The organism is Marinobacter zhejiangensis (assembly GCF_900114775.1).
In the GTDB taxonomy this organism is placed as follows: Bacteria; Pseudomonadota; Gammaproteobacteria; order Pseudomonadales; family Oleiphilaceae; genus Marinobacter; species Marinobacter zhejiangensis.
The window spans coordinates 490,601-511,346 of sequence record NZ_FOUE01000003.1; the positions used below are offsets into that span (position 1 = coordinate 490,601).

The 20,746-nt window shown below is 55.6% G+C and carries 16 protein-coding genes; 4 read left to right on the forward strand and 12 right to left on the reverse strand.

The window, feature by feature from the left end; all coding sequences use genetic code 11:
- Window positions 1-27: 27 nt before the first annotated feature.
- Together BMZ67_RS12160 and BMZ67_RS12170 are read left to right on the forward strand one after the other, a co-directional pair.
- The gene (locus tag BMZ67_RS12160; protein WP_092022968.1) at window positions 28-1,389 is read left to right on the forward strand and encodes a DUF1329 domain-containing protein; all 1,362 of its coding nucleotides are present in this window, start codon (window positions 28-30) and stop codon (window positions 1,387-1,389) included.
- A gap of 598 nt (window positions 1,390-1,987) precedes the next feature.
- Window positions 1,988-4,453: a LuxR C-terminal-related transcriptional regulator gene (locus BMZ67_RS12170; protein ID WP_139214369.1), complete on the forward strand. Its 2,466-nt coding sequence runs from the start codon at window positions 1,988-1,990 to the stop codon at window positions 4,451-4,453.
- A 34-nt stretch (window positions 4,454-4,487) separates the two neighbouring features.
- Here the strand turns inward: BMZ67_RS12170 and BMZ67_RS12175 are convergent, their stop codons facing one another.
- The 12 genes from BMZ67_RS12175 to pilB form a co-directional block, all read right to left on the reverse strand.
- Entirely contained in the window at window positions 4,488-5,423 is a 936-nt protein-coding gene (locus tag BMZ67_RS12175) for an acyltransferase (protein WP_092022974.1), read from the reverse strand.
- Between the two features lie 37 nt (window positions 5,424-5,460).
- The gene (locus BMZ67_RS12180) at window positions 5,461-6,396 is read right to left on the reverse strand and encodes a glucosaminidase domain-containing protein (protein WP_092022976.1); all 936 of its coding nucleotides are present in this window, start codon (window positions 6,394-6,396) and stop codon (window positions 5,461-5,463) included.
- Window positions 6,397-6,500: 104 nt separating this feature from the next.
- Window positions 6,501-8,696, reverse strand: a complete 2,196-nt coding sequence (locus BMZ67_RS12185) for a hypothetical protein (RefSeq protein WP_092022978.1) — start codon at window positions 8,694-8,696, stop codon at window positions 6,501-6,503.
- Window positions 8,697-8,829: 133 nt separating this feature from the next.
- The gene (locus tag BMZ67_RS12190; RefSeq protein ID WP_092022980.1) at window positions 8,830-9,387 is read right to left on the reverse strand and encodes a YfaZ family outer membrane protein; all 558 of its coding nucleotides are present in this window, start codon (window positions 9,385-9,387) and stop codon (window positions 8,830-8,832) included.
- A 150-nt stretch (window positions 9,388-9,537) separates the two neighbouring features.
- Window positions 9,538-9,729, reverse strand: coding sequence for a DNA gyrase inhibitor YacG (gene yacG / locus BMZ67_RS12195; protein ID WP_092022982.1), 192 nt, complete (start codon window positions 9,727-9,729; stop codon window positions 9,538-9,540).
- Window positions 9,730-12,048, reverse strand: coding sequence for a response regulator (locus tag BMZ67_RS12200; RefSeq protein WP_092023281.1), 2,319 nt, complete (start codon window positions 12,046-12,048; stop codon window positions 9,730-9,732). It abuts the gene before it with no gap.
- 94 nt (window positions 12,049-12,142) lie between these two features.
- A complete protein-coding gene (tsaA, locus tag BMZ67_RS12205; RefSeq protein ID WP_092022984.1) occupies window positions 12,143-12,919 on the reverse strand; it encodes a tRNA (N6-threonylcarbamoyladenosine(37)-N6)-methyltransferase TrmO in 777 nt (258 codons plus the stop codon).
- The gene (locus BMZ67_RS12210) at window positions 12,916-13,989 is read right to left on the reverse strand and encodes a hypothetical protein (protein ID WP_342713447.1); all 1,074 of its coding nucleotides are present in this window, start codon (window positions 13,987-13,989) and stop codon (window positions 12,916-12,918) included. Before BMZ67_RS12210 ends, tsaA begins: the two co-directional genes overlap by 4 nt.
- On the reverse strand, window positions 13,976-14,584 hold the full coding sequence (gene coaE / locus BMZ67_RS12215) for a dephospho-CoA kinase (RefSeq protein WP_092022986.1): 609 nt from the start codon (window positions 14,582-14,584) through the stop codon (window positions 13,976-13,978). Before coaE ends, BMZ67_RS12210 begins: the two co-directional genes overlap by 14 nt.
- A gap of 28 nt (window positions 14,585-14,612) precedes the next feature.
- Window positions 14,613-15,488: a prepilin peptidase gene (locus BMZ67_RS12220; RefSeq protein WP_092022988.1), complete on the reverse strand. Its 876-nt coding sequence runs from the start codon at window positions 15,486-15,488 to the stop codon at window positions 14,613-14,615.
- Between the two features lie 4 nt (window positions 15,489-15,492).
- Window positions 15,493-16,713 carry a type II secretion system F family protein gene (locus BMZ67_RS12225; RefSeq protein ID WP_092022990.1) on the reverse strand — a complete coding sequence of 407 codons (1,221 nt, stop codon included), beginning with the start codon at window positions 16,711-16,713 and terminating at the stop codon, window positions 15,493-15,495.
- Window positions 16,714-16,715: 2 nt separating this feature from the next.
- Entirely contained in the window at window positions 16,716-18,428 is a 1,713-nt protein-coding gene (pilB, locus tag BMZ67_RS12230) for a type IV-A pilus assembly ATPase PilB (protein WP_092022992.1), read from the reverse strand.
- Window positions 18,429-18,763: 335 nt separating this feature from the next.
- Here pilB and BMZ67_RS12235 point away from each other — a divergent pair, with 335 nt between their 5' ends.
- Both BMZ67_RS12235 and BMZ67_RS12240 read left to right on the forward strand, forming a co-directional pair.
- Window positions 18,764-19,237, forward strand: coding sequence for a pilin (locus BMZ67_RS12235; protein WP_092022994.1), 474 nt, complete (start codon window positions 18,764-18,766; stop codon window positions 19,235-19,237).
- A gap of 43 nt (window positions 19,238-19,280) precedes the next feature.
- Window positions 19,281-20,720, forward strand: a complete 1,440-nt coding sequence (locus BMZ67_RS12240) for an O-antigen ligase family protein (RefSeq protein ID WP_092022996.1) — start codon at window positions 19,281-19,283, stop codon at window positions 20,718-20,720.
- Window positions 20,721-20,746: the final 26 nt, after the last annotated feature.

Genomic DNA, 20,746 nt, shown 5'->3' on the forward strand with positions numbered 1-20,746 from the left:
CCTGATATCGTTTTTGAGGAAACTTAGATGAAATTTGACAAGACGCTTCTGGCGACAGGCATGTTGGCGGTGTCCATGTTTACCGCGAATGCTTATGGTGCTGTTTCCGCAGGTGAAGCCGCCAAACTGGGTGATACTCTGACGGCAATGGGTGCAGAAGTCGCCGGTAATGGCGATGAAATTCCGGCCTGGGACGGCGGTATGCAGAGCATCCCGGCTGGGTACAAGAACGACGGTATTTACCTTGATCCGTTTGCGGGTGAGCAGCCCCAGTTCACCATCAACCAGGGCAATGTGGATCAGTATGCTGATCGCCTCTCCCCGGGACAGGTGGCGATGATCAGGAAGTACAGTGATTATGTTATTCCTGTATATCCTACCCATCGGACCTCGGCCTATCCGGAAAGCATTGAGCAGGAAACCATTGCCAATGCGACGGCGGTTGAGCTAGTACAGGGCGGAAACGGACTGGCGAACTACCAGAACGCTACGCCGTTCCCGATTCCACAAAATGGCCTGGAGGCCATCTGGAACCACATCACTCGCTATCGGGGTGGCTCGGTGCAGCGGAATGTTGCCCAGGTAACTCCGCAGGAGAACGGTAACTTCAGTCCGGTTAAGTTCCAGGACGAGCTGACCTGGCGTGCGTTCCTGAGCGACTACAACCCGAATGAAGATGCGAACGTCCTGTTCTATTTCAAACAGGCCATCACTGCGCCAGCGCGTTTGGCCGGTAACGTTCTGCTGGTACACGAAACCATCGACCAGGTGGCAGAGCCTCGTCGTGCCTGGGTATACAACGCCGGTCAGCGACGGGTACGTCGAGCGCCGCAGGTAGCCTACGATGGTCCGGGTACAGCGTCTGACGGTATGCGTACATCCGATAACTTCGATATGTACAATGGTGCCCCGGACCGATACGACTGGGAGCTGGTTGGCAAGAAGGAAATGTACATCCCGTACAACTCCTATCGCCTGGTCGACCGCGGCCTGAGCTACAACGAACTGGTTAAGCCTGGCCACATCAACCAGGATTACACCCGCTACGAATTGCACCGTGTATGGCACGTGCGCGCGACGTTGAAGAGTGGTGAGCGTCATATCTACGCCCAGCGTGATATCTATATCGACGAGGATACCTGGCAGGCGGCTGTGATCGATCACTATGATGGCCGTGGCGAGCTGTGGCGGGTAGCGGAGGCTCATAGCATGTACTTCTATGACCAGGAAGTGCCTTGGTACGCCATTGAAGTGCTCTATGACCTGCTGTCTGGTCGTTACCTGGCCAATGGCCTGACCAACGAAGAGACCAACCCGTACCAGTTCGGCGTTGAGCGTTCTGCCAGGGATTACACCCCGGCCGCCTTGAGACGTGCAGGAACACGGTAACCCTTCAGTTGTGCGAAAACGGCAGGATTAACATCCTGCCGTTTTTTTTGGTCTGTACCTCAGGCAGTTACACAGGACACCCGGATGTAACAATATGTTCGGAATTTGTCATAAATAAAGTGTCAGGCTGTCAAATATTTTGCAGGTTCCAGTATTTCTGGTTTAATCATCGAAGCACTCATACTAAAGGCGTACCCAACGTAGGTCGCCATTACCAAGTCATACCTGAAGCACCGACATACTAATACTAAAGGGCGCTTTTTCAGGATGGCTTCAGTTCAGAAGCTTTTTCAATTGTTGGGCGTGCGAATTCGGTGCAGCGATGCACTTGAGCCGGATGGTTGCACGCCAAGCGCAGGGGTAGCGAGTGAAAGCATTCGACAACAATGCTGCGGCCAATGATGATGATTTGGTCGCGCGTGAAGAACGTGGATCCAGTGAACTTATATGGGACCTGGTTCGACATAGAATCCAGCCAGCCCAGCTTCCCGCTAATCATTATCGGCGTCCCGGCCTTACACAAAAGCTGGTTGGGGCCCTCAGACCTGGTGCTATTCTCCATTTGGAAGCGCCTTCGGGCTATGGGAAGTCCGGCGAATTGAGAGCCGCATTAAGCGCGCTGGAACCTGCCCCGGCGGGAGTGAGCTGGATATCCCTGGGGGAGCAGGATAACGACCCGCTGCGGCTGTATGCCTTGTTGACAGTTGCGTTGACGGATGAAGGGGATTCCAGGGTCTCGCTTCAGGAGCGGCGGGGCGAAGTATTTGCGGATGCGTTGGAGTTACTGCTCACCACCATTTCCCTTGAGGAAACGACCGTTCTGGTACTGGATGGCGTCGACCTCGTCTGTAGCCAGCCGGCCCAGATTGTGATGAAGCGCTTGCTCCGGAACCAGCCAGACAATTTGACGCTGGTACTGATTTCGCAAAGGTCTTTGCCCTTCGAGACTCACAGCTTTGAGCTGGAAGGCCGCTTTACCCGGATGACCGCTGAAACGCTGGAGCTGAGCCGGGAAGAGACCACCGAGTTTTTCCGTCCCGCCTTGCAAAAGAACCTGTTAACCCAGGTGGCTGTTGAGCACTTGTATAGCTTGACCGAAGGCTGGATCACGCCGCTGGCGCTTTATCAGCTGGAGCTGGAAGAGCAGGGGGCTGGGCGGGTACCGCTGCCGGAGGCGCGAAGTGTCGTATCGTTTTTGAGGGGCCTGGTTCAGGAGCGGCTAACGCCTGCACAGGTTCGTTCGCTCGCCATTATGGCAGAGCTTGAGGTCATGACGGATGAGTTGTTCATGGCCATCGCAGACCATCAGTGTGATCGGAATTTCCTGCCTTCCGTGGCGGTGGCACAGGGGCTGCCGGTTCGCTGTATCCCTAACCGGGGGCGTTGGTACCGGATGGTGTCGCTGGTTCGTGAGTGGTTGCTTATGTCAGCGCCTCCGGGGCGCGAAGCACGAGCCACTCTCGCCAGTGAGTGGTTTTATCAGCGGGGGCAGTATGGGGAAGCGCTGCGTTATGCGTTGATTTGCCATGACCCAGAGCGCTCAACCCGAATTGCGGCGGTTGGCTCGGAGGCCCTTTTGGTGGGGCAAGACACCGCGTCCTTGTTGAGCCTGAGGCAAACCCTGCCGATCGAACTCATACACAACAGCCCCCGGTTAAGGGTCGTGTTCAGTTGGGTTCATGCTTTTGGTGGCCAGTTCGCTGAGGCCCGTACTCTGTTGGAGGGTATTCCGGATGCTTCAAGGCAGACCCTCAAGGGGCGGCTGGCCGCATCGGAGGTTTTCCTGCTTAGTGGCGAAGGCTACGTTGAACGGGCGCTTGCAGAGGCGGAAGCTGCCTTGGGTGAGCCTGACCTGACGCCCCATGGGCGTTTGATTACGTTACTTGTTAAATCCGATGCCTTGTGTGCTCTGGGTCGATCTGCTGAGGCGAGGGAAGTTCACCGGGAGGCAGCCAAGCTGGCACGGCAGTCTGGTGATGCCGGGGCGGAGTTACTGGCGGTCTACACCCACTCGAAAATCGAGTTGAGCAAGGGTGCGCTCAAGCACGCAGAACATCTGCTGCGAACCGGCTTGGACGCGGCGACGAGCGAACCAGTTCGCCCGCCAAGGGTTGGCGAATCCCGGTTGATGCTTAACCTTGCACTGGTGCTGTGGCACCAGGGTAGGCTGGCGGAAGCAAACCACCTGTTGGTTCGTTTCGTTCGCCAGGCCGAGAAGGGTCGGGACCTGGTTCTGCTGGTGGCGCTGGCATTAAGAACCTTAAGCGCCAAGGTTAAGGGGCGGATGGAAGAGGCGTTTTCCTGGATCGGACAGGCAGAGCGGGTGATGCAAGCCTGGCACGTTGACGAAGTGGTGTATGAGCCAGTTCTGGAGGCCTTGAAAATAAGCTGTTGGTTGGCCCAGGGGCAGATAGAGAGTGCGACCCAGGCGATGGCCCGGCTCAAACCATACCGTAAACAAAACCGGGTCCTGGAACTGTTTCCAATGATGCCAGGGCTTTTGGACACGCTGGAAGTGCGTCTGGCGTTGGCCAATGGTCGCATCGAAGAAGCTCGTACCCTGCTTGATGGCAAGGCCTTTTCGGACTCCCAGGATCTGCCCTTCGGACACCGCTTGCATAGCGGGTTGCTGAAAGCCTTGGTGCAGTTTGATCAGGGTGGGGGTAGTAAAGCCTTTGAGTTGGTGGCGTCTGTTATTGAGCAGGCAGCGTCGGAGGATTACATCAGTCCGTTCCTGGAGCTTAAGGGTGAGATCAAGGACATGATGGTGCAGGTTCTGGCGGGTATGCCGGCATCGTCCTTCACCGACAGCCTGCGGCAACTGTACGGCGTCGAAGCCAGTGCGGGGGGAGCCCGGGGCGCAGAACTCCCGGAACCGATCAGTGATCGGGAGTTCGGCGTTCTGGAACTGATTGCGATGGGGCTGTCCAATCAGGGGATTGCGGACAAACTCCATATCTCACTGCATACCGTCAAGACTCATGCGCGTCGTATTAACGCAAAGCTTGGCGTCAAGTCCCGTACCCAGGCCATTGTCCGGGCACGGGAGCTTGGTTTGCTGTAGTGAGAGATAGAAAGTGATCAACAGGAAGTGCTGATCAGGAAGACTCTGGAACCTGGTCACCTTCGGTAAGGGAGGAGGGGGATCGTTTCAGCTGTTCGATCAGCAGATCCTTCTCCGCCCACAACTCCCCAACCCACTGCTGAAAATCTGCCCGTAGGATCTCATCATTCTGGTAGTCCATGCCCAGGAAGCGTTGTGGGATCTCCAGGGTACGAATATCGATCACAATGCGCTGAATGCGCCCGCACAGGAAATCCCAAAAACCGGGGTTCTGGTCCGGATAGACAATCGTCACATCCAGCATGGTGTGAAGGGTGTCTCCCATTGCGCCAAGGACGAAGGCCGTGCCGCCGGCTTTGGGGTTGAGCAGGTTGCGATAGGGGGGGGTCTGTGCGGCATGTTTCGCCGGTGTGAATCGAGTGCCTTCCATAAAGTTGAACACGGTAACCGGGGTATAGCGAAACTTTTCGCACGCCTGACGGGTTGTTTCCAGGTCTTTTCCCTTAAGTTCTGGCCGCTTCTCAAGTTGCTCACGGGTGTAACGACGCATGAAAGGGAAGTCGAGTGCCCACCACGCCACGCCAAGTAGCGGAACCCAGATCAATTGTTGCTTCAGGAAGAACTTCAACAGCGGTATGTGGCGGTTAAGCGCATACTGGATGGCTGGTATATCGGCCCAGGTCTGGTGATTGCAGGTGACGAAATACCATTGGTCTGGACTGAGCCCCTCGGCGCCACGTATATCCCACTCCACCTTATGCAGTACGTCGTTGACGGTGTTGTTAAACCCAATCCAGACATAGGCAATGAAGTTGAGCACCACGGTGCACACGCGCCTGAAGCCGGTCACCGGAATGACAAGCTTGGCCAGCGCGAACACCAGCAGAACCGGGAACAACAGGACCGTGTTCGTGAGTATGAGTGTAGCTGCTAGAACCCCTCTCAGTGGGGCGGGCAGGAAGTTCAACATGTTGGGGAAAACTCCAGTGTTATCAGATTCGGGCTCCCTAGCCCTCGGTGTCACCGCTCGAATTGTGGGAGGGGTTACTCCCTGATATCAGGTCTTCGTTACTGCTGGACGCAATCATTCGGAGCGTCTGGTTGCTGTGATCCTCAAGGATGGCCTGGAACTGGTCGTCAAAGTAGCCAAGGTTATTGAAACGGATCATGCTCCTGATTTCTGCTACGTAGGCGGTTCCCCGCTCTGAGTAACGGGATAGCGCCGGTGCCAGGGCGATGCCATCAGGATGTTCGCCTTTGCTCCGCGCCTCGGCCCGGATCTGGCGCAATTCCTGATAGGTTGAGTGGCGGTTAAGGTTGCGAATATAAGCGGTTATCGAATCGTAAGGCGACTCGAAGGTGGCAACCTCGTGAAAGGCGCCGTCAGCCCGGCTCAGGGGCACCAGTCCGCAGCCTTTGCTGAAGCACCATTGGCCAAACAGGTTGTTACCATCGCGAGCGAACCGTGAGGTGCCCCAGGCGGACTCGTTGGCCGCTTGCGCAAGAATCAGGGAGGGAGGAATGACATCAAGCTTGTGAATCAGTTCTGCCAGGGCCTCGGGGCTGCTGGCGTCGCCGCTGACCCGAAAGCGTTCATTGAGCTGGGACAGCCAGTGCAGTTCCTGGGGGGATCGGTTCGCCTTTTGGCTCAGGGTAAGCAGGTAATGGCGGGTTAGCAGTACCCGGCTGTTGGCGAGGACAATACGGGGGTACAGGTAGGAAAAGAACGCGGCCTTCTTTTCCGTTGTGTCTGAGTATTGACTGAAGTCGGGAAGAGGCGCTTTGGCCCAGGCTGGTAGCGGAGGTAACTGCATCGCCTCCGACAGGCTTGCGCCACCAAACTCGGAGCCCTGATCGGCCAGATAGCGAGCATGGAAAACGCCAAAGGCCGCGATCATGATCAGCGGGGCCAGTAATGCACTCGCCCGAAATACTGCAGACATAAACACTCTCTCTGATTACCGCTTGCCAGCAGTATAACAGGTCGGGAGTGGTCTTGATCTGGCCGCTTTTACAAGGCTACAGCTACAAATTTGTCAGACCTGGGTCAAGGCAGCCTGGTGGCCATGACCAGGCCAAGAACCTTTTCAGCGGCGCTATTGTCCACCAAACGCAGGAACATCGTCTGCTGGTCGGCAGTCACGAAGCCGGTGAGTTCCAGGTTGCCATTGGTCAGGGCAATGCGGCCGCTGCCATTGTCGGTGTAGGCAAGAGACAGTTGGTCGGCCATGCTGGCAGGTTTGCCAACCGACTGTGACGAGACCGTGTGCTGAATCTCCAGGCCGTTGAGTTGCAGGGTCGCGCTGATCGGTGAATCCAGGGTGAGGGTGGCATCCTGGAAGTGCATCAGGCGATTGCTATCCGTCTCAAGGCCAAAAGCGAAGCCCTGGAGCCGGTAGCTGCCGGTATCGGGCGCAGGCGAGGTGCTTTGTTCGGCGGCAACGATCAGGCCGTCTCCGAGGTCATCCGGACCGTTACCATCAAGGACGTCATTAAGGTTGAAGGCCAGCAAGGTGCCGTCTGGCGAGCTGGCGCCGATGATCGTGCCGGTATTCCCGTTTCCCACGGACAGGTCAAGCCGGCCGGTGTTCTGCGCTCCTGTGCTTAGTTGAGACGGCCGGAGCGACAAGGCTCGCCCGCTGGCCAGCCTGGCACCTGTGGTTGTTGCAATGGTTCCGTCTGAGCCGACACGTTCCAGACCCTGGAAGGTCAGGCTTTCGGTGACCGCCAGCGCTGTCTCGGGGCTGCCTGCATCGGCGAGGCTCCAGCTGCCAACGTCGGATGCGATGCTCATGGGGATGGCTGCGTTGTTTCCCGTCAGCAGCATGCTAAAGCTGATCACGTTGTAGGTTTTTCCATCCAGGGTGCTCAGGGCAAAGTCCTGGGAGCGAGCCAGGTTGACCTCGAACACCGAGAGGTAGTGGTCTTCCAGGGTATCCTGGCGTTTGAGTTCGCCACCGGTCTCTATGAGCTCGATGGCTTTACCGGCACTGAAATATCCGGCCAACACCTCCGTTGGGGTATCGCCACCGCCAACATAGGCGTCGAGATAAAAGGGATTGCGGGTCCAGCCGATCACCTCGGAACTGTCGCGGCCCGTAATGCTCTGGTACAACGCGCGCCCGGTAACGAGCCTCAGATCATCCTGCAGGGTTGCTGCGCCGGGGGCTGTGGTATGGCCATTGAGTGCCCAGGTATCGCTGCCCCGTTTGTAGAAGCCGTTGCCGTTGGTTTGCATCAGGGTTTCCCTGATATAGGGCACATCACTGGCAAGGGAGGTGACCCGAACGTTGAACACGTCGAAATTGGTCAGGGTCAGGCCCGGGTAGACATAAGCGACGCCGTTCACGTCCTGTAGAACTTCTTCCTGGGCAATGCGTACGCCCCACTGGCCGGGGTTATTCAAGCTGGGTTCGCGAAAGCTCTGCCCAAGTTCAATGCCGAGTAGCACGCTGTTGAAATCGATCGCCGAGGCCGTGATCGCGCCTGCTGAGGATGAGTCAATCAGTGCGTAATCGGTCATTCTGGCAACGTAGTTGGCAAAGTCAGGCCGGTTCGCCAGCATGGAAACCGCCATCGGGACGGAGTAGTTGTCAGGAATGGAAATCTCGAAATCGTGGACCTGATCGTTGACCGTGGCCCAGACGTACTTATTGAGGCACAGGGATTCGCTCTCGCTGTCCACACACTCCATGACCTGATCGAACTCGGAGCTGGTGTAGCTACCAAGCCCGTTGTTGACCAGGTACTCGGAAAACGGGTTTATCTTGACGTCACGATCTTCGTCGGCTGCCAGTGAGCGGAGGATAGTGTTGCCGACAGAGGCTTCAATCACGATATTGGGGCCGACAGGGAGGCCATCGTTAAAGCTGATGATGTGCCGACCGCTGTCCTCTTTGCGAATGGTGATGTCCACGGATGCCAACTGGCGCAAGCTGCTGTCCGTTTGGTAAACCTCCAGCCGGTCGGGCTCAACAATGCGCAGGTTGCGGCGGGTAAGTTCTCCGTCAGGGGCCACTGAACGGGGTACTTCCACCGTTACCCTGAGTTCGTTGGAGGCAAGGCCGGAGGCGTTGTTGGAATCCCCGGTGCTGCCGGTGTCGAAGTCTTCCAGGGCATTGGTCCCCTCTGGAAAGGAATTGGGGCGGCTACCGGCTTCAGACACAGCATCACTGCCGCCACAGGCGGCCAGCATTACAGCGCAGAACAGGGGAGGGAGAACCGGGAGACGGACCTTGGGCATGTCTGAAATTCCATTCGACAAAATTGGAATTCAGTTTAGCAACAGCGGGCGGGTAAAAAAGTGAGTCAGGGCACGAATCGGCAGGGCTGAAAGTGGTGAAGACGGGAATGGCCCGTCTTCACCGGGAGAAGGCTCAGAAGTAGAGCTTCATGCCCGCGAGCACGCCTTCATCAAGGTTGACGTCGCGTGGGAAGTCTTCGAGATCGGTGTTGAGGTAACGGTAACCTGCAAAGACCTCAGCATTGCGGATGACACGATAGCTGCCCCGCAGCTCCAGGCTGGTCATGTCCTCGGAGTCGCCGAACGAGAGAATGTCGGGTGCATAGTGGAGCATGCCGGTGAAGGAAAGGCCCGGTACGTCAGGGATGTTGATGGTGGCAAAACCACCGAGTCCAAGGGCTCCACCGTCCAGACGGTCGACATCCCAGTACATGCCCCTCATGCCAATGCCCGCTGTGGTGGGCAGGTTGCCGAGGGCTGTTCGGCCCTGTGCGTGAACGTCCACGTTGGTGATGTGACGGCTACCTTCGTGGTAGGTGTATCCGGCGCCTACCTGGGTGCTGGCGTTGGCATCGAAGACGTTGACCTGACCTTTGACGGAATCGTCGGTCAGGCTGAGGTCCACATCCGCCGCGAACACCGGGGCGGAGGCCAGGGACAGGGCGACCAGGGAAATGCGGGAAATCTTCATGGATATACCTTCTGATTGGTTAATCACTTGGACGTATCGCTGCAGCCGGGTAGCCCCTTGCTGAGGCTGATCGGGCTGGGATCGTAGAATCTGTTGGCGCCCATGGTAGCCGTGCGGCAGGGGGAGCTCAACTTACAATCGGGTAAGTCATCAGTGGTGGGTTTCGTTGTGCCCGCCCTGGTCGAGATCCGATGGGTCAACGTTCTCTGCTGGAACCCGGTATTCTTCATTCGCCCAGGCGCCAAGGTCGATCAGCTTGCACCGCTCGGAGCAGAAGGGGCGATAGGGGTTGGCTTCGTCCCATTCCAGGGATTTTTTACAGGTGGGGCATTCTACTTGCATTCAGGAAACCGCCTTACAAAATTGTTCAAGTACAGCTCTTAGCATTTCAATGTTGACGGGTTTGGCAACAAAGACGTTCATCCCTGCACGCCGACAACGCTCTTCGTCCTGCTCCATGGCGCTAGCGGTGAGTGCCACCACCGGAATGGGCGTCCGGCCTTCCGCCACTTCCCATTGCCGGAGCCGCCGGGTTGCTTCAAACCCGTCCACTTTCGGCATGACGCAGTCCATAAAAATGATATCAAATGGGTGCCACATCCAAAGACTGGCCGCGGCCTCGCCATCATTGGCGGTCATGACGTCGCAGCCGAGCTTTTCCAGCAGCCGCCGGGTCAGTGTGCGGTTGACCGGGTTGTCCTCAACCAGCAGCACCCGCATCCGACCACAGGGAAGACTTTGCTGTCTTGACGTGGTGTGCACGGTTTGCAGGGAGAAGCGAGTCAGGAACCGTCGTTTGTCCTGGTCCGCGTCGACGAACAGTTGGTGCAAGATGGGGCTCAGGCAGGATTCCCTCAGGGATTTACTCAAGAAAGCATCGGCGCCGGCCTGGCGGAAATGTTCGGCATCCCCGCGCTGCGGGTTGGACGACAGGATCAGCAGGCGGGTTCGGGTCCAGTCAGGGTTGCTGCGAATCTGGCGGCACAGGAGGTCGCTGTCCATATCCGGCACAAAGCCATCCAGAATGACGGCGTCGAATGGCTGATGGCTGTCTGCCGCCAATCGCAGGCTGGTCAGGGCTTCCCCAGCGGATTTGACGGCTTCGATGTCTATCTCGTGACGGGATAGCATTTCAAGAGTGATCTTTCGGGAAAGCTCATAGGAATCCACCACCAGAATCCGGCGCCCGTTCACCATACGGGTGTCCGGCCTGATCCGGGTTGCTCCGTCTGGTGCCATCGGCAGGGTCAACTCTACCCAGAAGGTGGTTCCTTCACCCGGCTGACTCTCCACGTCCAGCGAGCCATTCATCAGGTTGACCAGTTGCCGACAGATGGCCAGGCCAAGACCTGCACCGGGAGACTGGCGCTGGAAGCGCTGGCCCAGCTGCACATAGGGCTCGTAGACCAGCGGCAGGTCTTCAGGATTAATGCCAACGCCGGTGTCTTCGACCGCCAGTCTGAGGCGTACGCGGTCGTCCTGCCGGCCAAGGACCTCAATGCTGATGAGCACGTGGCCGGAATCGGTAAACTTAATGGCGTTTGAGGTCAGGTTAAGCAGGATCTGCCGGATGCGAACCGGGTCTCCTTCCAGGGCGAAAGGCAGTTCCTCGTCGACGCGAAGTTCCAGCGCCAGACCTTTTTCTCGGGCGCGGGTGCCGAGCATGTGGACCAGATCGTTCAGGGTTTCCCTAAGGTCAAAGGGGATCGGTTCGAGAACCAGCTTACCGGCTTCGATGCTCGAGATGTCGAGCAGGTCATTCAGAATGGCTGAGAGGTTTTCTGAGGCACTCTGGAGTGTCTGGACGTATTCCAGCTGTTCCTGGTCAAGCCGGGTATCAGCGAGCAGGCTGGCGTACCCCAGGACCGATTGCAGAGGCGTGCGGAGCTCGTGACTGACGTTGGCAAGGAACTGATTCTTGGCGTGGTTGGCTTTGATTGCTTCATCTCGCTCATCCTGAGATTGGATGCTGCTCTGGCGCAGGTTCCGGGTCTCTTCCAGAAGCTGCTCACGCATCGTGTTCAGGGCCTGCTCCATTTCGCTGAGCTCATCCGGCTGTCTTGGCGGCTTGCGTTTGAGCTGGAGAGGTTCAATCAGAGCGTCCAGGTTGAGCCGGGCAGCGTATCGGGACATGGCTTCGAGGTGCCTGGACAGCGTTAGCCGAACGATCAGCAGCAGGCCGAGGGTGCCCAGCATGACTACAAAGGACTGGAAGAGCAGGGTAAGCAACGCCCGTTCAATCATTTGCTGATAAACGAGTTCAACTGATGAAGTCAGTGACAGGGTGCCCAGATTCTGGGGTTGACCCAGATGAGTACGGTTGTAAACCAGGGGGAAGGACTGGGTAATGACCCGGCCCGCCGGGCGCTTTCCCGCACTGAATAGCTCTCCGTCGGCCACGGCCACTTCAACATGAGCGATATCTGGCAGGGTCATGATGTCGTCAGTGGCGTTGGCCACTTCGCTGTAATTGAGCAGCCAGATGTTGGTGGAGAGGGTGCCGGAAATAAGGTCAGCGGCCTTTTTCTGGGCCAGTTGCAGTTCTTTGGTCCGACTTTCAAGCTCCCCGACCATCTGCAGGCTGGTAGCAATCAGGGACAGGGCCACGCTGAATAGCAGCACATAGACGAGCAATCGAGCCGCGAGTGGGCGAACCCCCATCTTTTTCAGCAAGCTGGTCAGTGGCAAAGCACAAGTTCCCTGTGGGATGTTTAATTCGGCCCTGAATAAGGGCTTTTTAGGTACGTTCGGGAGTTTAACAGACCGTCAGAACCTCGACACCATTCGCGGTGGTGTTTTGTTGGCTGGCAGTGTCCTGATCCTGGTGGTCTGTGACGAACCTGAAGCGAACGTTAAAGTCATACAGATGTGCTCCGTAGACTCGTTCTTCGTTACGGCCCCGGCGAAATGAGGGGCGGGGATCATAGCTGACGACGTCTTCGATGAGCGCCCTGAAGTCGGGGTAGCGGTGGGCATCCATGGCCGCGAGTTGCCGCTCGGCAACGTCACTGAACACAACCGGAAGCCGTTCAGTGGGCGGCTCGTCTGCCCATCCAATATGGGCGTCCGGTACCGAGTCCGCGAAGGGGAGGTAAGGTTTGATATCCAGTATGGGAGTACCGTCGATCAGGTCGTGGTCGCGTACCCTCAGTAGCAAGCGGCCATCCTCCCGCCGCAACCCCTGATTACTCACAACCGACAACCCGAGACTGTTGGGCCGAAACGGCGAACGGCTCGCAAAGACGCCCATTTTCCGGTTTCCCCCCAGCCTCGGAGGCCGAACAACAGGCCGCCACTCGGCGCGAATCGCCTCGTGAAACTGGAAGGTCAGCCAGAGGTGACTGCAGGATTCGAGGCCGCGAAACGCATCCTCCCGGTCAAAAGGAGGTTGAATCACCAAATCTGCCCAGGCATGGCGAGTCAAGCCAGGCTGCCTTGGAACACCGAACTTGTCGCGAAAGCAGGAGCGGGTGATGGCAACTGGCGTGAGCGTAAGCGCCTCTGCGGCTGGCTTGGAGGGGTGTCGGCTCATTGGCTGAGGTTACCTGATAAATACATTTCGATACGCAGAACCAGGGAGGCCTGATCTTTGAAGCTCTTGTCCCTGGGGAAATCAAAGGCGGGGATGACCTCACCGAACAGCCAGTCATCATACAGGCGGTAGCGGTAGGTGACATCCGCAAAGTAACTGGTGGTGCGCCAACTTGGCTGGCTTTCGCCAACGACCCCAACCCTGGGATTGAGTGACGAGCGGTTGTTCAGATCCTTATAGAAGTTGAAAACCTGGGATGCTTCGAACTCGCGGTCACTGTGTACCCACTCCAGTTCCGATGACGCCAGGAATAGCCAGCCACGACCGATGTCTCGACCAATCCCCAGCCAGGTGCTTTCGCCCCAGCCGGTCTGGTGATAGTAGAACACGCGTTGTTGGGCTTCGAGCTTCCAGTCGGCGTCCAGTTGCCATTGTTTGCGGGCGGTCGCACGCCAGAAGGCGTCCAGCGGCAGGCGCAGGCGAATACCAATGTCGTTGTTGAGATTAATGGCGTCACCAATCTCGGAGATGAATCGGAGTGCGCCGGTGGGTTCGTTGTCGGTGCGGGCGTCTGAAGGAAGCTGGCGGCTACGTCGTCGTTCTGCGAGGGGAATCAGTTCATCACTCTCGCTTTCGATAATCAGGCGGAGCTTCTCCTTGACGGTGGGGATGTCCAGGCGAAAGCGACCTTCAGGCTCGAACTTGAACGGATCTCCATATTCAGAGGCTGTCGCAAAGCCCACTCGCAGGTAGCTTGCATTGCTTGGCAGCGCCTGGGGGCTGCCTGACAGGGTGCGGTCGGCCCATTCGCCAAACTTTTCGACGAATTCGGAGTTGGCCCTCTGGCTGGCAATGACCCAGTTGGAGAACTGCAGCCAGTAGGAATCGTCTGGCTCCTGCCAGTGTTCATCCGGCGTAAACGTGTAGATGTTTGGCGGCAGTGCGCCGCCGGGGAACAGAGGTCTTGTTGTTTCTACACTTTCGGTTGCTGTCGTGTCGGCCAGACTGGGTGCCGGAGTTGTGAGCAGGAAAGCGCAAAGGGCGATATGAGAACGCTTAACCCTTTCCAAATGCCACCAGGAATTTCTTGTGTATGGCTTCAACCTGCTGCTTCACATCGTCGAGTGGAGCCCTATTATCGATAACTTCATCGGCTTTGGTAAGACGTTCTTCGCGTGGAATCTGGGCGGCGATGATCCGTTCAACCTGCGATCGGTCGTTGTTATCCCGTTGCATGGTTCTCTCAACCTGGGTTTCTACCGGCACATCGACGACAACGACCTTTTTCACCAGCGCCTGTTGGTCTGTTTCTAGAAGCAGCGGGGACACCAGCATGGTGTAGGGAAGGTCATTGTCAGAAGGAGTCAGTTGGCGCTGAAGTTCCTGGCGGATAAGCGGGTGCAGGAGGCGCTCAAGCCATCCCCTTTGATCCGGATCCCGAAACACAATGGTCCTGAGGGCTGCCCGGTCGAGCTCGCCCTCGCTGGTGATGACCTCGTCCCCGAAGTGCTGGTGGATCTGCGCTAAAGCCGGTGTGCCAGGTTCAACGACCTGACGGGCAACATCATCCGCATCAACCCAGTGAACCCCGAGTTCTCCAAACAGGCGTGCGACAGTGGATTTGCCGCTGCCAATACCACCGGTCAACCCAATAATGGCGGTCATCAACCAAACTCCCTGTTGGTGTGCATGCTCAAACGCCCAGATATCCCAGCCACCAGGCCTGGAGCTGCTCGCCAAACCACAGCGCTAGCAGGCCGGCTCCGGCCAGGTAAGGGCCAAAGGGAATGGGAGTTTCACGGCCATGCTGACGGAATACCATCAGGCAGATACCTACCACCGCGCCCACCACTGACGACAGCAGGATAATGACGGGAAGCATTTGCCAGCCAAGCCATGCTCCGAGGGCGGCCAGCAATTTGAAGTCGCCATGGCCCATACCCTCTTTGCCAGTCACCAGTTTGAACAGCCAATAGACCGACCAGAGTGACAGGTAGCCGGCAATGGCACCCCAGAAGGCGCTGTTGAAATCACCCATCACGCCAAAATAGCTTAGGATCAGCCCAAGCCACATTAATGGCAGCGTCATGCTGTCGGGTAACAGCTGGGTATCCAGGTCAATCATGGTGAGTGCAACCAGCGTCCACACCAGCACCAGGGACCACAAGGCGGCTTCCGTCGGGCCAAGGAGCCAAACGGTAAAGACAGAAAACAGCGCGGTGAGCGCCTCAATGATGGGGTAACGAGGTGATATCCGCGTTTTGCAGGATGAGCACTTGCCGCCAAGCATGAGGTAGCTGATCACCGGGATGTTCTCCCAAGGCTTTATTTCGTGTCCGCAGGACGGGCAGGTGCTATTGGGTGTAGAGAGGGTGATCTTCTGCGCCGATGCGCGCTGCTTCTCTGGGACTTCCAAAAACTCCTCGCACTGACAAAGCCAATCCTGCTCCATCATCTTCGGGAGGCGAAAGATGACGACGTTCAGAAAGCTGCCGATGCAGAGAGATACGAAGACTACAATGAAATAGAGCAGCCAGGGGCTGCTCGTGAAGATGGATAGATCTGGCATGGATTTAACCGACGACTTGGCCCATTTGGAAGATTGGGAGGTACATACCAACGATCAGGCCACCGACGAGAACGCCGAGTACCGCCATGATCATGGGTTCCATGAGCGCGGTCAGGTTGTCGACCATGTCGTCTACGACGTTTTCGTAGTGGTCAGCAACTTTTTCCAGCATTTCGTCCAGGTTTCCAGACTCTTCGCCGATGGCTGTGAGCTGAATGGCCATGGCAGGAAAAATTCCGGACTCTCTCATTGAGGCCTGCAGCTGGGTTCCGCCAGAGACATCCTGTTTGATCTTCTGAATGCCATCCCTGTAGACCGCGTTCCCGGTAGCGCCGGCCACTGAGTCTAGTGCGTCGACCAAGGGTACGCCTGATGCAAAGGTCGTAGAAAGAACGCGGCCAAACTTGGCAACGGCTGATTTGTCAAGTATCTCCCCAATGATCGGGAGCTTCAACATATACTTGTCAACGGCGTCCGAGAACTTTGACGAGCGAACTTTGGCCTCTTTAAATGCAAAGATTGTTGCCGCGATACCGAGTAGAACGATGAACCACCATGCTTGCAACCACTCAGATATTCTTATGATGAACTGAGTAAATACAGGAAGCTCTGCGCCAAACCCCTGGAACAGGCTTTCAAACTGGGGCACAACTTTAACCAGAAGAATGGCGGTTACCACTATCGCTACCACAACCACTGCGATTGGGTAAGTCATGGCCTTTTTGACTTTTTTCTTCAGTCGCTCTGTTTTTTCAAGGTAGGAGGCAATACGGTCGAGCAGTTGTTCCAAGGCGCCGGCCTTTTCACCGGAATCCACCAAGTTGCAGTAGAGGTCGTCGAAATGCTTTGGGTGCTTGCGTAAGGCGCTGGCAAAGCTTGTTCCCGCTGCTACATCGTTGCGAATCGCCCCAACCAGCTCTTTCAGGCCTTTGTTTTCCAAACCGTCAGTAACAATATCGAAGCTTTGAACAAGAGGGACGCCAGCCTTCATCATGGTCGCCATTTGCCGGGTAAACATGGCAATGTCGAAAGGCGTGATTTTTTTACTACCACCAAACAATGGCTTGGACTTCTTTTTTACTTTATCTGGGGTAATCCCCTGCTTGCGCAGCTGGGCCTTGACTAAAGCCAGGTTTGTGCCTGTAATTTCGCCCTTGGACTTATTTCCCTTACGGTCTTTGCCTTCCCAGACAAATGCCTGAAGCTGTTGCGCTTTTTCTACCATGTTTAATCCTTCGTCACCCGGTTGGCTTCTTCAAGGCTGGTCACACCCTCAATGACTTTCAAAAGAGCTGACTGCCGAAGATTACGGAAACCTTCCTTCTGGGCCTGCTTTGCAATTTGGATCGAACTGGCCTCTTCCATAATCATGTTGGCCAGCTCATCGGTAATCTTAACCACCTCGTAAATCCCGACGCGGCCTTTGTATCCACCATTGCATTTATCACAGCCCTTGGGGCGGTACAACGTGAAGCCTGTATCAATTTGTTCCTGTGTGAACCCTTCGGTCAAAAGCACGTCGCTGGGGATGTCGGCAGCCTCTTTGCACGCACCGCATAGCCTGCGGCCGAGCCGTTGGGCAATGATCAGGCTCACTGACGTTGCAATGTTGAACGCGGGAACCCCCATGTTCATCATCCGGGTCAGCGTTTCAGCTGCGCTATTGGTGTGCAGCGTAGAGAGCACCAGGTGGCCGGTTTGCGCGGCCTTGATAGCAATGTTTGCCGTTTCAAGGTCCCGGATTTCACCCACCATGATGATGTCTGGGTCTTGGCGCAGGAACGCCCGAAGCGCTTCAGCAAAACCTAGCCCCACCCTGGTGTTGACGTTGACCTGGTTAATGCCTTCCAGGTTGATTTCCGCCGGGTCTTCCGCTGTCGAGATATTGCGCTCTTGGGTGTTGAGAATGTTCAAGCCGGTGTAGAGGGATACGGTTTTGCCGGAGCCGGTGGGGCCGGTAACCAATATCATGCCCTGGGGTTGCTCCAGCGCGTCCAGATACATCTGTTTCTGGTCTTGCTCATAGCCAAGCACGTCGATGCCGAGCTTGGCTTGGCTGGGATCCAGTATCCGGAGAACGATCTTTTCGCCCCACAGGGTGGGAAGGGTATTGACCCGGAAGTCGATGGCCTTGGTTTTGGACAACTTCATTTTGATCCGGCCATCCTGGGGAACCCGGCGCTCGGAAATGTCCAATTGAGACATGATCTTCACGCGAGCGGCAATCTTGGGTGCCAGCTTGATCGAGGGTTTGGAAACTTCCTTCAAAATACCGTCAGTACGGTACCGGACCCGGTAGACCTTTTCATAAGGCTCGAAGTGAATATCTGAAGCGCCGGTACGAATGGCGTCCAACAGCATCTTGTTAACGTACTTGACGATAGGTGCGTCATCAAGATCCGCGGCGCCCACGGATTCGTCTTCCTGTTCCCCGCCTTCGGTCTCAACGCCTTCCAGGTCTGCATCGTCAAGGTCGCCCATGGTGGTGTCCTGGGCTTCTAGGTAGCGGTCGATCGCGGCATGAAGCTGGGTTTCGTCAGCCAGTATGGCATCTGTGCTCAAGCCGGTGTTGAACTTGATCTCATCAAGCGCCTGAATGTTTGTTGGGTCCGAGACAGCAATAAACAGCCGATTACCGCGCTTATAAAGCGGAAGCGCGTTGTGTTTTCGGATCAGCTTTTCGTCAACCAGCTTTTCCGGAAGCATCTCGGGCAAAAAGGCCGATAAGTCGATAACCGAAACCCCGAACTCCATGGCCGCTGCGAAGGCCAATCCCTTACTGTCTGCCAGGCTGTTCTGAACCAGATAGGAAATGAGCGGGATCTTGTTGTTTGACGCCTGGATAAATGCGTCTTTAGCGGTTTCTTCGTCCAGTAATTTGTCTTCGACAAAGCGCCGGGCCAAGCCTGTGAGGGCAATGCTCTTTTTGTTGGTAGACATAAGTGTTGAAGAAAGTGTCCTAAGTGACTGAATGCCGGATTCAAATTATAGGGGTCAGTTTAGTAGGCCCCAAGGCGTTTGGAAAGGCGTACTTGGATTGGTGCCAGGAAATGGGATTTTTAACGTTTTAGGGGTGACGAAAAGTGTCACTGGGTGACCTTGGGGGGCAGCTGTATGGATGGGTGCTGGCAGGCTTGGTTTTGGTCTGATTGGTTTAACATAATGAAATTAAAGCGATATTTTATAATTTTTTGCAATTGGCATGGTCGGTGCTATAGTCCTGCCAGGCCGCTCTTTACTGGGGCGTGACTGAAAAAAATATGCGGAGATGAAGCATGAAAAAAGTTCAACAAGGTTTTACTCTGATTGAATTGATGATCGTTGTAGCGATCATTGGTATCCTGGCTGCCGTTGCTATTCCTCAGTACCAGAACTACGTATCTAAGTCCCAGGTTACCCGCGTTATGCAGGAAACCGGTGCACTGAAAACTGTTATCGAAACCTGTCTGCTGGATGGTCTGACTGCCGCTGGTGAGTGTGAGCTGGGCTGGACAAATAGCAATTTGATCGGTGCTACTACTGTTGCTGGTCTTCAGACTGGTCTGACGGTAATTTTGGCGGAAGACAATACAGAAGAAAGCTCCATTGAAGCTCAATTCGGTGGAAATGCTTCTGCGGCTGTTGCAGGTGAAACTCTGACTTGGACCCGTGACACTGATGGTTCTTGGGCCTGCTCCACTACTGTTGAGACAGCTTTCCGTCCGACTGGTTGTGCGACTGAGGCTGGTGCTGGAGCTTCAGGCGGCTAAGCAATATTTGTCCGCTTTTTAATCGACCCTGGAATGCGTGAGAATGATTCTTCGGGCGGTTGACAAAAAAGTCTCTTCAGTAATGGAGAGGCTTTTTTGTTTTGTCCCTCATCTTTGGTGTTTGGTAGTTGGTGTTTCGTTGTTCCAGTTGGCGCAGTTGCTTAATATCGATGCACATAACGCACAGCGTATCGTCCAGCTTGGTTTGTTTGGTTTTTCCCTGTTCATTGCTCTTCTTGCAGTCCTTTGTTCTGACTCGGCTATAAGTAACTCACCTCGCTTTTCAAATTCGAATGCAGGCCTGTTGGTTGTCGCAAGCATGATGACCATTGTGGGGATTGTAGGAAGTTTGATTGGAGCCCGTTTTCCGGTTTGGGCCTTGTTGGATCTTGAGTATTTGCTGATGCTTCTGGGGGGGGGGTGGATAATATTTCTGTCTCTCCAGAAGGCGGCCTTGGTTCATTGGAGGCTTTTAGGAGGAGCAGTTGTTATTGCTATGCTGCTTTTTTCTTTTCGAAGTTTTGTTGAAGTTCTAATTGCATCACCTTTTTCAAATAAACTTACAGCGACCCCCGCGTTCACAAATATACGAACGTACGCGAATCTTGCAGTTATTTTTATCCCACTATCTTGTCTTGCGTTGACTGGTAGCCCAGGTGTTGGAAGAGTGTTCCTAGTGTGGCTGGTCAACGTGTTCTGGGTGTGGGTTTTGGTGTTAACAGAGGCCAGGGCGGCGCTGTTGGCCTTGGGAGTTGGTGTTGGTTGGGTTGCGCTGAGGTATGGGCGCTCGGGTCTTGTTGCGCTAGCGGGAGCTCTATCAGTTCTGTTTGTGAGTTCATTGATCTACCTTTTGGTTCCAGTGTTGGAGGCGGATGGGTGGGTTCGAGATATAACCTCTTCCAGTGGGCGGTGGGAGCTTTGGTCCTTGTCTTGGCGTTACTTTGTTGACTCTTTCCCTTTTGGTATTGGGGGAATGATGTTTGCTGCAGATGGACGCCTAGCCCATGCCTCCCCTCATAACGTTTTTTTTACATTAATGGCTGAGTGGGGGGCGTTGGTCGTCGCAGGGGGAGTATTGTTTTTCAGTTTTCTTATTCAACAGTCACGACGCAATCCAAAGGGGGAGTCGCCCTCTGCTAAGGTAATGATTCCGGTGGTGTGGGCAGTAATAGCCGGCTTTGTAAATGCCCAGTTTTCTGGAGCACATATTGGCTCTTTTAGTTCCATGGCTTTAATTCTCGCCTTTGGGGCTTATTCGGCATTGAGATTTCCTGCGCATTTATCTCAGAAAGAGAGGCCTATTCGTGGGCTGCCGACTCGGCTTATATTGATAATCTTGTTTTGTATTTGGGGGCATGCAAGTTTTCTCAGCTATAAGCTGCATATTATATCTGAGGATAGGCGGGGTACTTGCTTGGAATTGGCCTCAGGGAAACTCTACCCTAGGATTTGGGTTCAGGGGCGTTTGGATTGTGGGCTTTAGGGTATTTCAGTGGCAGGGCATTGGGT

Excerpts from the sequence above, each read along its gene's own strand:
- BMZ67_RS12160 (WP_092022968.1), top strand. The coding sequence starts at position 28 with ATGAAATTTGACAAGACGCTTCTGGCGACAGGCATGTTGGCGGTGTCC.
- BMZ67_RS12175 (WP_092022974.1), bottom strand. The coding sequence starts at position 5,423 with ATGTTGAACTTCCTGCCCGCCCCACTGAGAGGGGTTCTAGCAGCTACA.
- BMZ67_RS12180 (WP_092022976.1), bottom strand. The coding sequence starts at position 6,396 with ATGTCTGCAGTATTTCGGGCGAGTGCATTACTGGCCCCGCTGATCATG.
- BMZ67_RS12185 (WP_092022978.1), bottom strand. The coding sequence starts at position 8,696 with ATGCCCAAGGTCCGTCTCCCGGTTCTCCCTCCCCTGTTCTGCGCTGTA.
- BMZ67_RS12190 (WP_092022980.1), bottom strand. The coding sequence starts at position 9,387 with ATGAAGATTTCCCGCATTTCCCTGGTCGCCCTGTCCCTGGCCTCCGCC.
- yacG (WP_092022982.1), bottom strand. The coding sequence starts at position 9,729 with ATGCAAGTAGAATGCCCCACCTGTAAAAAATCCCTGGAATGGGACGAA.
- BMZ67_RS12200 (WP_092023281.1), bottom strand. The coding sequence starts at position 12,048 with ATGGGGGTTCGCCCACTCGCGGCTCGATTGCTCGTCTATGTGCTGCTA.
- tsaA (WP_092022984.1), bottom strand. The coding sequence starts at position 12,919 with ATGAGCCGACACCCCTCCAAGCCAGCCGCAGAGGCGCTTACGCTCACG.
- coaE (WP_092022986.1), bottom strand. The coding sequence starts at position 14,584 with ATGACCGCCATTATTGGGTTGACCGGTGGTATTGGCAGCGGCAAATCC.
- BMZ67_RS12220 (WP_092022988.1), bottom strand. The coding sequence starts at position 15,488 with ATGCCAGATCTATCCATCTTCACGAGCAGCCCCTGGCTGCTCTATTTC.
- BMZ67_RS12225 (WP_092022990.1), bottom strand. The coding sequence starts at position 16,713 with ATGGTAGAAAAAGCGCAACAGCTTCAGGCATTTGTCTGGGAAGGCAAA.
- pilB (WP_092022992.1), bottom strand. The coding sequence starts at position 18,428 with ATGTCTACCAACAAAAAGAGCATTGCCCTCACAGGCTTGGCCCGGCGC.
- BMZ67_RS12235 (WP_092022994.1), top strand. The coding sequence starts at position 18,764 with ATGAAAAAAGTTCAACAAGGTTTTACTCTGATTGAATTGATGATCGTT.
- BMZ67_RS12240 (WP_092022996.1), top strand. The coding sequence starts at position 19,281 with ATGATTCTTCGGGCGGTTGACAAAAAAGTCTCTTCAGTAATGGAGAGG.